This is a genomic window from Clostridium arbusti SL206 (assembly GCF_000246895.1).
In the GTDB taxonomy this organism is placed as follows: domain Bacteria; phylum Bacillota; class Clostridia; order Clostridiales; family Clostridiaceae; genus Clostridium_I; species Clostridium_I arbusti.
Map to the genome: position 1 here is coordinate 1 of NZ_BAEV01000107.1, position 13616 is coordinate 13616.

Below are 13616 nucleotides of genomic sequence, written 5' to 3' on the forward strand. Positions count from 1 at the left end.
CTTGCTTCAATAATAATGATATTTCTCTAGAATAAAAGGTTTTCATTTTGAAGAAAAACAAATAATCATTTTAACAACATCACCTTGATATCTAGCTTAGTAGTAATAAATACTATATAATAAACTAGAGGTGATATATATGGACAATACTGATGATAAAAATTTAGATACTCTTGTTTCTGAAATTACTGAATTTAATGAAATAACTCTTGCTGATATTCCAAACATAGATTTGTATATGGATCAAGTCACTACTTTATTTGAAAATAAACTTTATCCTCTTAAAAGAAATGAAGATGATAAGATAATGACTAAAACCATGATTAATAATTATGCTAAAGCCAAAATTTTTCCGCCTGTAAAAAGTAAAAAATATACTAAGGAGCAAATAATTTTACTATCTCTAATATACAACTTAAAACAGAGTTTGTCATTAGCTGATATAGGAAAAATTTTTAAACCTGTAGCCAAAGATATGACAGAAGAAAATAAGGAACTTATTTCTGTGGAAAACTTATATGATACCTTTTTGGAACTGAAAAAAGAAGACGAAAATAATTTTAATGAGCATTTTTACAAGCTTTTGGATAGAACTAAAAGCAAACTTAAAAATCTAAAGAATGGTGAAAACATTAATAATGAACTAATACTAATGGTACTAAACCTTATAGCTGAAGCTAATATGAATATACGAATGTCGCAAAAGATAATAGATAATTTTTTAAATGAAAAGAAATAGTATTCAGAATTGTACTGAATACTATTTTTATAATTAAAATTAAATTTCTACATAATAAGATACTATCTATAAAGAGTTCCTATGTCTTTTCTACAATACATACCATCAAAATTCACATTTTTAATGTCAGCATATGTGTTTTTAATGGCCTCATCTAATGTATTACCTGTAGATACAATGGACATAACTCTGCCCCCTGAAGTCTTTAAAGAATCTTCTTCATATTTAGCTCCTGCTATAAATACTTTATTTTCTGCACCTTTAATATTAATGATTTTTCCTGTTTCATAATTACTAGGATAACCTTTAGAAGCCAGCACTACGCAGCAAGAACTACCTTTTTTCCACTTAATTTCTGTTTCTTTAAGTTTACCATTTACTGCATTTAGTATGATTTCAGTTAAATCACTTTCTAAAAGTAGAAGTACTGCCTGAGTTTCAGGATCACCCATTCTTACGTTGTATTCTAGTAAATATGTACCTTTTTTAGTTATCATAAGTCCAAAGAAAATAACACCACAATAGTCCATGTTCTCTTCTTTTATTCCATAAAGTGTAGGCTTTAACATAGTCTCATTAAACTCTTCAAGTACACTTTCAGTGCAATAAGGATTTGGAACTATGGCACCCATTCCACCAGTATTAGGTCCTTTATCTTCATCAAAAATCTGCTTGTGATCTTTAGCTGATATGAAAGGAATTATAACATTTCCATCCGTAACAGAAAGTATAGATGCTTCTACACCGTCAAGGAATTCTTCCATAACTACTTTTTTGCCAGATCCCTTAAATACATCATTTATCATGAATTCTTTTAACGTATCTTCAGCTTCCTTCTGAGTATTGCATATAACTACACCTTTTCCTGCAGCAAGTCCGTCTGCTTTGACAACTACTGGATAGTCACATTTCTTTGAATAATCAAGTGCTTCTTCTACCTTATCAAACACCTCATAAGCAGCTGTTTTAACTCCATACTTTTTCATGAAAGCTTTTGAGAAAGCCTTGCTTCCCTCTAATTCAGCAGCATATTTTGATGGTCCAAATATCTTTAGTCCATTTTCCTTAAATACATCTACAATACCTTCTACAAGCTTTGCCTCTGGTCCAACTACAGTTAAATCTATATTTTCCTCTTTTGCAAAATTTAACAATTCATCTATGGTTTCTAAATTTACATTAACACATTTATTTTCAAGATGAGTTCCACCATTTCCTGGTGCACAATAAATTTTACTAACAAGAGGGCTTAATCCCATCTTCCATGCTATAGCATGTTCTCTACCACCATTTCCAATAACTAAAACCTTCAACTTCTCACTTCCTTAAAAAATAATATTTAAAATAACAAAATTAAATGAAAGATTACTCATGGTTGATTTGGAAAAAATTACACCCCAGGGGTGAATTGAAATTGCTTACAATTAGTGTTTAAAATGCCTTATACCTGTAAGTACCATTGCTATGCCATGCTTATTACATGCATCAATAGAATCCTGATCTCTTATAGATCCACCTGGTTGTATTATTGCCTTTATGTTATGTTTAGCAGCTACTTCTACTACATCACCAAATGGGAAAAAGGCATCTGATACAAGTAGTGTACCATCTTTTGCTCTATCAAGTGCTTCTATTGTTGGCCATATTCTATTTACCTGTCCGCCGCCAATTCCCTTAGCCATTCCGTCTTTAACAACTAATATAGCATTTGATTTAACATATTTTACTACCTTCATACCAAACAGAAGTTGTTTTAATTCTTCTTCTGTAGGTTTCTTTTCTGTTACATATTTTAATTCATCTATAAGCTTATCATCAGAACTTTGTACTAAAATCCCACCATCTACTTTAGCATATTCTCTAGTGTCCTGTGGTTTATGAGTTGCCTTTATAACTCTTAGATTTTTCTTTGTCTTTAGAATTTCTAGTGCAGCTTCATCAAAATCAGGGGCTACTACTATTTCAAGAAATATCTTTACAAGTTCCTCTGCTGTTGCTGCATCTAATTTCTTGTTAACAGCAACTATACCACCAAATATAGATGTAGGGTCACATTCAAAGGCACGAACATAGGCATCATGAATATTGTCAGCTATAGCAGCACCACAAGGTGAATTATGCTTTAATGCACAACACATAGGATCTTCGAATTCACAAGCCACTTTCCAAGCTATATCCATATCTTTTATATTATTATAAGAAAGCTCTTTACCATTTAACTGCTGAAAGTCCTTCATAGCACCCTTTGTAGATGTGGATACATAATAAGCAGCACTCTGATGAGGATTTTCACCATACCTTAGATCCATAGATTTCTCATAGGACATGTTAAGATATTCAGGATATTCTTCATCTCCAAGCAAGAATTTACTTACAGCAGCATCATAAGCAGCCATTAAATTAAATACTTTACCAGCAAATTTTCTTCTATTTTCAAAATCCACTTCACCATTTTTATCTATTTGATCCATAACATTTTCATAGTCTTTTGTATCAGTTAATACAACTACATCTTTAAAATTCTTAGCAGCTGCCCTTATCATAGTGGGACCGCCAATATCTATAAACTCAATTTTCTCTTCAAAAGTTAAATCTTCTTGAACCTTATCAAAGAAAGGATAAAGATTAACTACTACTAAATCAATGGGTTTGATTCCATTCTCTTTGATTACCTTCATGTGCTCAGCGTTTTCTCTTATAGCAAGTATTCCGCCATGGATTTTTGGATGTAATGTTTTTACTCTACCATCAAGCATTTCTGGGAAGCCTGTAACTTCTTCTACTTCAGTTACAGCTATGTTATTTTCTTTAAGATATCTATATGTACCCCCAGTAGAAATTATTTCCACACCTTTTTTAATAAGAAATTTAGCTAAATCTAATACTTTATCTTTATTGTATACACTAATTAATGCTCTTTTAATCATATATTTAACTACCTCCATAAATATTTTACAAAATTTATCTATTGCTTCATATAGGAATAACTGTTTATGAGATAATATAGGGCATCATAAAAGAAATAACCAGTATAAATATACTCAATCTACCTTCTTTTCAGATGCCCTATTTATTTATTATATCTTATCTTGAAATTAATTATTCTCTGTAAACACTTTTCTTTCCTGAACCTTAACCTTATTTTCCGATATAAGCTTAATAGCCTCTGGAAGTGCTTCATGCTCTTTTTCAAGAACTCTTTTCTGTAATATTTCTGCAGTATCTTCTGCAAATACCGGTACAGATTTTTGTATTATTATTGGTCCTGTATCCGTTCCCTCATCTACAAAATGTACTGTACAACCAGAAACTTTAACACCGTAATTTATGGCAGCTTTATGTACATTTAAACCGTACATTCCCTTACCACAAAAGGAAGGTATTAACGAAGGATGAATATTTATTATTCTATCTTTAAACTTCTTTAATAAATCACCTTTTAAAATTGAAAGAAAACCAGCTGTTACTATTAAGTCTACATCTTTTTCTTCCACAACTTTTAAAATTTCATCAGATAATTTATCACCGTATTGCTTTTTTCCTAAAGCTATAGCATATATATGATTTTCTCTAGCTCTTTCTATTCCATAGGCTTTTTCGTTGTCACTAATTACTATTTCAATTTTGCAATTTATAAATCCTGATTTAACATTATCAATTATAGATTGCAAATTTGTACCACCGCCGGAAATAAGTACTGCTATTTTATACATACACCTTTGCCTCCTGCTTCAACGTGACCAATTTCAAAGGCTTCTTCTCCATCTTCTTTTAATGCTTCTATTATTTTATCTTTATCTTCTTTTTTTACACATAATACGAAGCCAATACCCATATTGAAAGTATTGTACATATCATCTTCTTTAACTCCAAGAGACATTAAATATTTAAATATTTCTGGAAGTTCATAGCTATCCTTATTAATTATAGATGCAAAATCTCCCTTAAACATTCTTGGTATGTTTTCATAGAAACCACCACCAGTTATATGTGCCATGCCTCTTATTTCAAACTTTTCCATAAGTTTCAATATAGGTTTTACATATATTTTTGTTGGCTCAAGAAGAACTTCCCCAATTTTTTTACCATTAAAATCTATATCTATATCAGGTACTAATTTTCTTACAAGTGAAAAACCGTTACTGTGAACACCTGAAGATGCAATTCCAATAAGTACGTCTTTATCTTCAATTTTACTTCCATCTATAATTTCATCTTTTTCAACTATACCTACTGAGAATCCTGCTAAATCGTAGTCTCCATCCTTATAAAAACCTGGCATTTCAGCTGTTTCTCCACCAATTAGTGCACTAGCTGCTTGCATGCAGCCCTCAGATACACCTTTTACGATTTGCGAAGCAGTTTCAGCTGCAAGTTTACCACAAGCCATATAGTCTAGAAAAAATAATGGTTTTGCACCATGACATAAAATATCATTTACACACATAGCAACACAGTCAATACCAACTGTATCATATTTTTTCATTTTAAATGCTATAGCAAGCTTCGTTCCCACACCATCTGTACCAGAAACAAGCACAGGATTTTTATAATTACCTAGAGCAAACATTCCGGCAAAGCTACCTAAATTGTTCAAAACATCTTTTGTATAAGTTTTCTTAGCATAATTCTTTATTTTGCTTACAGTTTCATAGCCTTCTTCAATATTTACACCAGCGTCCTTATAAGTTACCATCAGTACACAACCTTTCAAAATTATACTTCAAATCTCTCTTTTTCAACTTCCATTGGTGCTGATACAGGATATACTCCCTTTAAACATCCAAGACAAAAATTATTTTTCTCACCTAAACTCTTTAAAAGTGAATCTATACTTAAATACGCAAGACTGTCTGCACCTATAAATTCTCTTATCTCTTCTACAGTCTTATTTCCACCTATGAGTTCATTTCTAGAAGCGATATTTATTCCAAAATAGCAAGGATATTTTATAACAGGAGAAGACACTCTAAAATGAATTTCCTTTGCTCCTGCTTTTCTAAGTATATCTACCAATTTTTTACTTGTAGTTCCTCTTACAATGGAATCGTCTATTATAACTACTCTTTTTCCTTCAATATTCACCTTCAAAGGATTTAATTTTACGGCAACAGCCTTTTCTCTAAGTTCCTGAGTAGGTGATATAAAAGTTCTTCCTACATATCTATTCTTTATAAGCCCTATACCATAAGGTATTCCTGAAGCCTTTGCATATCCTGTAGCTGCTGCAAGTCCTGAATCCGGTACACCAATTACTATATCAGCTTCTACAGGGGCTTCTTTGTAAAGTTCTTCTCCTGCAAGTTCTCTTGAGTTGTATACACTTATTCCATCTATAACACTATCTGGTCTTGCAAAATATATATATTCAAAAACACAAGTTTCACATTTAGTCTTTTCTGCGTAATTTATGCTTTTTATTCCTTCTTTGTCTATTATTACAATTTCACCTGGGTTTACATCTCTTACAAATTCAGCTCCCACTGCATCAAGTGCACAGGTTTCTGAACACATTATATAACTATTGTCATCAAATTTACCTATACAGAGAGGTCGTATACCATTAGGATCTCTAACTCCGATTAATTTATCCTCTGTTAAGATAACAATGGCAAAAGAACCTTTAATGGCTTGAATTGCATCAACCACAGCATTTTCTACACCTTTTTTTGCATTTTTAGAAATTAACTTCAGTACAACTTCAGTATCTATTGAAGTTTGGAACGAAGTCCCGCCATACTGCAATAGTTCTCTTATAATATCAGTATTTACAAGATTTCCATTATGTGCAACGGCAATAGAACCTAATTCAAAACTACTAACTATAGGCTGAGCATTATTAGCACAACTTCCACCTGTAGTAGAATATCTTACATGACCAATAGCTGCATTTCCAATCATTTTATCTAAGCTATCGTTATCAAACACATCTGTTACAAGTCCCATACCCTTATGAACATCTATATTACCCTCATTGCAAACTGCAATACCAGCACTTTCCTGACCTCTGTGTTGAAGCGCATATAGTCCATAGTATGTTAAATGTGATACATCTATATTTTTATTTGAAAAGATTCCAAAAACACCACATTCTTCTTTTAATTTATCTTGCTCTAAATCTATCACAGTAAACTCCCTCTCTTAAAAAAATTATTTTCCTGCGATTCTCTTTAATATTTCAACATAGGCTTCTTTTACATTTCCCATGTCTCTTCTGAATCTATCTTTATCAAGTTTTTCATTAGTTGTTGCATCCCAAAGTCTGCAAGTATCTGGAGATATCTCATCTGCTAATAGTATTTCTCCATTAGAAGTTTTACCAAATTCTAATTTGAAATCAATAAGTTTAATATTTTGTTTCAAGAAAAATTCCTTAAGTATTTCATTTACCTTATCAGTCATTGCATATATAGTCTTTAATTCTTCAAAAGTTGAAAATCCTAAAGCAACTGCATGAGTATCATTTATTAGTGGATCATCATAATCATCATTTTTATAGCAAATTTCAAATACTGTAGTCTTAAGTGGACTTCCCTCTTCAACACCAAGTCTCTTAGCCATACTTCCTGCTGCTACATTTCTAACTATAACTTCTAGTGGAACTATATCAACCTTTTTGCAAAGTTGTTCTCTATCATTTAGTTTCTCTATAAAATGTGTTTTTACACCATGTTTTTCTACAAGTTCAAATAACATTGAAGTTATGCTGTTATTTAATTCACCTTTATCTTCAATCTGACCTTTTTTTACTCCATTGAATGCTGTGGCATCATCTTTATAATAAACTATAACCTCGTCTGCTTTATCTGTAGCATATACCTTTTTTGCTTTTCCTTCATATAACAATTCTTTTTTTGCCATTATAGATCCACTCCTTCTTCATTTTCACTTATAAATTTACTTTTCATATCTTTTCTATATTGAATTAATTTTTCTTTTAAATCTGGATATTTTAAAGATAGCATCTGAACTGCTAACATTCCTGCATTGTAGCTGTTATTAATTCCCACTGTAGCTACTGGAATTGATTTTGGCATTTGAACTATAGATAAAAGTGAGTCCAAACCGTTAAGTGCGGCATTTATTGGTACTCCTATTACTGGCAATGTAGTATGGGATGCAATTACGCCTGGTAAATGTGCTGCAAGTCCTGCCCCTGCTATTATACAATCGAAGTTTTCAGCTTCTAATGTTTTAATTACCTCAGCTAATTTTTCTGGAACCCTATGGGCAGATAATATATGAACTCCATATTCAATATCGAATTCTTTAAGTGCTTTAGCGGCACCCTTCATCTTGTCCACATCTGATTTACTTCCAAAGATTATTGCAACTTTCATTTATAAATCCTCCTATATTCCTTATGCTGGACTAAACAAATTTAATTGTTTTGTTCTTTGCATACTTTATACTATCCTAAGTATTATTTTTTATGTAATAAGGCACATTCAAATAAATAACTAGTCAGTATGCTAGTCTATTTTGAATCTCACCGCGTCAACAGAACCCTAAGATAGCTAACTATCTTAGGAACCTATTTCCTTGTTGACTTCAAAATATACGTCGCATCTTTGTCTTGTTATTTATTTTCATATGCCTAAGCTCTTTTTTAAGAACTCAGAAGACTTTTTTATATATTTTTTAAAATTTAAGACGCTCTAAAATGAAACAGGGTAAATTCATTGTAGAGCGTCTTAATAGAGAGAGTTGAAAACTTCAACTCTCATCTTTATAAATTTACCCATAGTAAAAGATTTATTGTATTAATAAATATGGAGTTAAAAATAAATTAATAGTATTAACTCTATAAAAATTTCAACATATTGTGGTCTTTTGTAGAAACTCCTGAACCTTATCATCAGGAATATATGGATACATATTCAATTTTACAATTGGTCGCAAATAAAATACTAACACTAGGTTTATAAAAAGTCAATGCATTTATAAATTTATTCAATATAATATTCGTATATATAACGTATATTAACCATTTTTTAGTATTATTCATTCGTTATATTCTCTTATTTAAAGTATTTCACACCAGATTCAAATATCTTTTGATCCTTATTACCAGGTATATTTCTTGCAATATTACTTCCTACTCTCTCACTATGACCCATCTTACCTAGTATTCTTCCGTCTGGGCTAGTTATACCTTCAATGGCCTGCATTGATCCATTTGGGTTGAATTCAATGTCATAAGTAGGTTTACCTTCAAAGTCTACATATTGAGTTGCAACTTGACCATTTTCAAAAAGCTTTTTAATTACAGTTTCTTTTCCAACAAATCTTCCTTCTCCATGAGATACTGGTATTGTATATACCTCATTACAATTAACTTCACTAAACCATGGTGACTTTGTAGAAACTATCTTTGTCTCCACCATTTTGGATACATGTCTTCCTATATTATTATAAGTAAGTGTAGGACATTCTTCATCAATGTCTCTTATTTCTCCAAAAGGTACAAGTCCCAATTTAATCAATGCCTGAAATCCATTGCATATACCTAGCATTAGTCCATCTCTCTCTTTAAGAAGCTTCATTATACTTTCTGCAATTTTAGGATTTCTTAAAACTGAAGCAATAAATTTACCAGAACCATCTGGCTCATCTCCTGCACTAAATCCTCCTGGAAGCATAATCATCTGTGATTTATCAATTTCTTTAGCTATATAATCTACAGATTCTTTTATAAGCTCTGGAGTTAGGTTTTTAAATACTTTAACGCTGCATTCTGCTCCTGCCTTTTCAAAAGCTCTAGCTGAATCATATTCGCAGTTTGTACCTGGGAATACCGGTATAAATACTCTTGGTTTTGCATACTTTATTGTAGGTGATTTTGTATTTCTATTATCATAGACACTATCTTCTATTTTATCACTGCTTACCTCAGTTTTTGTTGGGAATACTGACTCTAAAGGTTTTGACCATTGATTCAATAATTCATCTATATCTAAAGTAATCTTTTCATAGTTAATAACAGCTTTATTATTTGTCTTTCCTAAAACTACATACTTAACTCCATCCATAATCTTTTTAACATTTTCTTCTTTATCAATTTCAAGAATTATTGATCCATAAGATGGCTGAAATAAAAGTTCTTCAGAAACATTTTTATTAAAGGTAATTCCTATTTTATTTCCTAGTGCCATCTTTGTCACAGCTTCAGAAACCCCACCTTGCTTTACCGTATAAGATGAAAGTACTCTATTTTTCTCAATTAATTTTTGAATCTTTTTATAGTTATCTTTAAGTACTCCAAAGTCTGGCAATTCATTTTCGTCTCTTACTGCTTCAACTAAAACAACAGTATTATCTGATCCCTTAAATTCTTGAGATACTACCTTATTTGCATCCACTACATCTACAGCAAAAGTGACTAATGTAGGTGGCACATCCATATCTTTAAAGGTACCTGACATACTATCTTTTCCACCTATAGCAGGTATTCCAAACATCTTTTGAGCATGATAAGCTCCAAGTAATGCTGCAAGAGGTTTTCCCCATCTTTCAGGTTCTTTGCCAAGTCTTTCAAAATACTCTTGAAGAGTAAGTCTTATGCTGTCATATTTACCACCACAAGCTACTACCTTTGCCACAGCTTCCACTACTGAATAAACTGCTCCATGGAAAGGACTCCAACTTGATAAATTAGGATTATACCCATGAGCCATAATAGTTGCGGTATTGGTTTCTCCCTTTAAAACTGGCACTTTAGCTATCATAGCTTCTGAAGGAGTCATCTGATATTTACCACCAAATGGTAAGAATACACTACCTGCCCCTATAGTGCTATCAAATCTTTCCACAAGTCCCTTTTGACTGCACACATTTAAATCCTTTAAAACTGATAACCATTTTTTCTTTACATCTTTTACTTTTTCAGATTTATCAAAGTAATTTAAAGATTTCTTTGGTTTTTTAACATATACATCTACATTTTGTCTTACACCATTTGTATCTAAAAAGTCTCTGCTTATATCTACTATATAGTCATTTCTCCATCTTAATTTTAATCTTCTATCCTCAGTTACTACAGCTACCTTAGAAGCCTCTAAGTTTTCTTCAAGAGCTAGTGCAACAAATTTATCTGCATACTTTTCTTCTACAACTACTGCCATACGTTCCTGGGATTCTGATATAGCAAGTTCAGTTCCATCTAAACCTTCATATTTTTTTGTTACTAAGTTTAGATTTATATCTAGTCCATCACTTAATTCTCCTATAGCAACAGAAACTCCACCTGCACCAAAGTCATTACATTTTTTTATGAGTTTACTTACTTCAGGATTTCTAAATAATCTTTGTATCTTCCTCTCTGTAGGTGCATTTCCCTTTTGAACCTCAGCTCCACAAGTAAGTATAGATTTTTCATCATGTTCTTTAGATGAACCTGTAGCACCACCGCAGCCGTCTCTACCAGTTCTCCCACCAAGAAGTATTATAATATCTCCAGTCTGTGGTTTCTTTCTGACTACATTTTCTTTTGGAGCTGCTCCAATTACTGCTCCAACTTCTAATCTCTTTGCAACATAGCCTTCATGATATACCTCTGTTACATTTCCTGTAGCTAAACCTATTTGATTACCATAAGAACTGTATCCATGTGCTGCTCCTACAGTTATCTTTCTCTGAGGTAATTTCCCTTTAAGTGTATCCTCTATTTTCGTTCTAGGATCTGCACTTCCAGTTACTCTCATTGCTTGGTATACATAAACTCTACCAGAAAGAGGATCTCTTATACATCCACCTATACAAGTTGCAGCTCCACCAAAAGGTTCTATTTCTGTTGGATGGTTGTGAGTTTCATTTTTAAACATAATTAACCATTTTTCTTTTTTACCATCAATGTCAACTTCTTTTTCAATACTACAAGCGTTGATTTCATCTGAAGTATCTAAATCTTCAAGTTTTCCATCTCTCTTAAGCTCTCTCATAGCTATAAGTGCTATATCCATAAGACATATTGCCTTATCTTCTCTATTTAATTTATTTCTTGAATTCTTATATTCTTCAAAAACCTTTTGAACAGGTTTGTTAAACTTGCCCTTTTCAAATTCTACATTATCTAATTTTGTATCAAAAGTAGTATGTCTGCAGTGATCTGACCAATAAGTATCAATCACTTTTATTTCTGTATATGTTGGATTTCTTTTCTCAGTATTTTTAAAATATTCTTGACAAAATTTAAGATCTGCAAGACTCATAGCAAGCCCTTCATTGATTCTGAATTGTTCCATTTTTTCTTCTGACATGTCTGTAAAATCATCTAAAACTTTTACATTTCCCGGAAGTTCAACTTCTGTTTCTAGACTTATAGGCTTTTCCATAGCAGCTTCTCTTGAATCCACTGGATTTACACAATATTTTTTAATTTTCTTTATTTGATCTTCTGTAAGCTTACCATCTAAAATATATAATCTTGCAGTGGCTACCTTTGAATTTTCATTTTGTGCTAATATTTTAATACATTGGTCCGCTGAATCCGCCCTTTGGTCATATTGTCCTGGCAAATATTCTACTGCAAAAATATTATTGTCATTCTTAGTTTCTAATGTTTCTTCATAGATATTATCAGTTACAGGCTCAGAAAATATTATCTTTTTTGCATTTTCAAATTCCTCATCTGAAATTCCACTTATGTCGTATCTATTTACAATTTTGATATCATTTAATTCTTTAATGTTAAGATTTTCTTTAATATCATTCAATAATTCAAGTGCTTCTACATTAAAGCCCTCTCTTTTCTCTACAAATATCCTTCTAACCTTGTTATCCATATTTAATTCTCCTTATATAGATATTTACGAACATTAAATTCGCAATAAATAGTTTCATTCGTCAGTAAGTATTATAATATATAATTTTTCATAAATAAAGACTTTGTTTAGAAAATTATCAATTTATCAATAATTACGCTATTGACATTTATTTTTATTTAAAGTAAAATTCTAAATAATATAATATCATTACACATTCAATGATGGGGATTAGTAACATTAAGAATTGTACACAGAGAGCCGCTGGTGGTGGAAATTCGGCAACATGAATTATTGTGAATGGACCCTTGAGAAATAAATCGAAATCTTTATTTATTTAAAAGAAAGTAGTGGTTATCGGAATCCTACCGTTAAAAAGGTTAAAACATGTTTGTGTTTAAAACTGAGTTATGCATTTATGCATGAATTTAGGTGGTACCGCGATTGTAACCTCGCCCTAATATATTTTTAGGGTGAGGTTTTTGTATTTATATATAATATTATAATTTTAAAGGAGTGTATTAAGAAATGAAATCAAAAACTGACATTAAAAAATTAGTTACAATAGCCCTTCTTCTTGCTATAGGAATGGTATTATATCAGATAACACCACCCTTCGTTATGGGAATGAGACCAAATTTTCTTTTAGCCATGATGTTTATAGCAATTATATTAGCTGATGATTACAAGCTAACTCTTATAATTGGTCTAGTATCTGGTATATACTGTGCAATTATAAGTACTTTCCCTGGTGGTCAAGTAGGAAACATAGTTGATAAACTCATTACCTGTCAAGTGGTTTTCTTAATGTTTAAGGCAATGAAAAGCAGGATGCCAAAACAGGTTATGATTGCTATCATAGGCTTTATATGCACTGCCGTAAGTGGAACGGTTTTTTTAGTAACTGCTTCGCTTGTAGCTGGATTACCAAAATCCTTCACATTTCTTGTTTTAACTGTAGTTATTCCAGCTACCATAATAAACACCGTTGTATCTATAATTTTATACAATGCTGTAACTGTTAGCTTAAAATATTCTCACAAATAATTAGTATAAACGTACATTATTGAAAGATAAAGTTTCTCTATAAAAAACACCCTTAAAATACTACGTGT

General features: G+C 31.5%; 10 protein-coding genes, 1 riboswitch and 1 other annotated feature. Of the genes, 2 read left to right on the top strand and 8 right to left on the bottom strand.

The window, feature by feature from the left end; all coding sequences use genetic code 11:
• Positions 1-139: 139 nt before the first annotated feature.
• Positions 140-739, top strand: a complete 600-nt coding sequence (locus RH99_RS15415) for a DUF1836 domain-containing protein (RefSeq protein WP_010240304.1) — start codon at positions 140-142, stop codon at positions 737-739.
• 62 nt (positions 740-801) lie between these two features.
• Here the strand turns inward: RH99_RS15415 and purD are convergent, their stop codons facing one another.
• The 8 genes from purD to RH99_RS15455 all read right to left on the bottom strand — a co-directional run bounded on the left by purD (position 802) and on the right by RH99_RS15455 (position 12522).
• The gene (purD, locus tag RH99_RS15420; protein WP_010240306.1) at positions 802-2052 is read right to left on the bottom strand and encodes a phosphoribosylamine--glycine ligase; all 1251 of its coding nucleotides are present in this window, start codon (positions 2050-2052) and stop codon (positions 802-804) included.
• A gap of 111 nt (positions 2053-2163) precedes the next feature.
• Complete coding sequence (gene purH, locus RH99_RS15425) at positions 2164-3666, bottom strand: bifunctional phosphoribosylaminoimidazolecarboxamide formyltransferase/IMP cyclohydrolase (RefSeq protein WP_010240308.1); 1503 nt, start codon at positions 3664-3666, stop codon at positions 2164-2166.
• Between the two features lie 168 nt (positions 3667-3834).
• Positions 3835-4452, bottom strand: coding sequence for a phosphoribosylglycinamide formyltransferase (gene purN, locus RH99_RS15430; RefSeq protein WP_010240310.1), 618 nt, complete (start codon positions 4450-4452; stop codon positions 3835-3837).
• On the bottom strand, positions 4440-5435 hold the full coding sequence (gene purM, locus RH99_RS15435) for a phosphoribosylformylglycinamidine cyclo-ligase (protein ID WP_010240313.1): 996 nt from the start codon (positions 5433-5435) through the stop codon (positions 4440-4442). The genes purN and purM overlap by 13 nt, the downstream gene beginning before the upstream one ends.
• Positions 5436-5455: 20 nt before the next feature.
• A complete protein-coding gene (gene purF, locus RH99_RS15440) occupies positions 5456-6865 on the bottom strand; it encodes an amidophosphoribosyltransferase (protein WP_010240315.1) in 1410 nt (469 codons plus the stop codon).
• A gap of 24 nt (positions 6866-6889) precedes the next feature.
• Complete coding sequence (purC, locus tag RH99_RS15445) at positions 6890-7600, bottom strand: phosphoribosylaminoimidazolesuccinocarboxamide synthase (protein WP_010240317.1); 711 nt, start codon at positions 7598-7600, stop codon at positions 6890-6892.
• A complete protein-coding gene (gene purE, locus RH99_RS15450; protein WP_010240320.1) occupies positions 7600-8079 on the bottom strand; it encodes a 5-(carboxyamino)imidazole ribonucleotide mutase in 480 nt (159 codons plus the stop codon). Before purE ends, purC begins: the two co-directional genes overlap by 1 nt.
• Positions 8080-8540: 461 nt before the next feature.
• Positions 8541-8631: riboswitch (purine riboswitch) on the bottom strand.
• 129 nt (positions 8632-8760) lie between these two features.
• A complete protein-coding gene (locus tag RH99_RS15455) occupies positions 8761-12522 on the bottom strand; it encodes a phosphoribosylformylglycinamidine synthase (protein WP_010240322.1) in 3762 nt (1253 codons plus the stop codon).
• 191 nt (positions 12523-12713) lie between these two features.
• Positions 12714-12964, top strand: a binding site (T-box leader).
• Positions 12965-13029: 65 nt separating this feature from the next.
• Between RH99_RS15455 and RH99_RS15460 the strand changes: the two genes are divergently transcribed.
• Positions 13030-13548, top strand: coding sequence for a tryptophan transporter (locus RH99_RS15460; protein ID WP_026038518.1), 519 nt, complete (start codon positions 13030-13032; stop codon positions 13546-13548).
• Positions 13549-13616 lie beyond the last annotated feature (68 nt).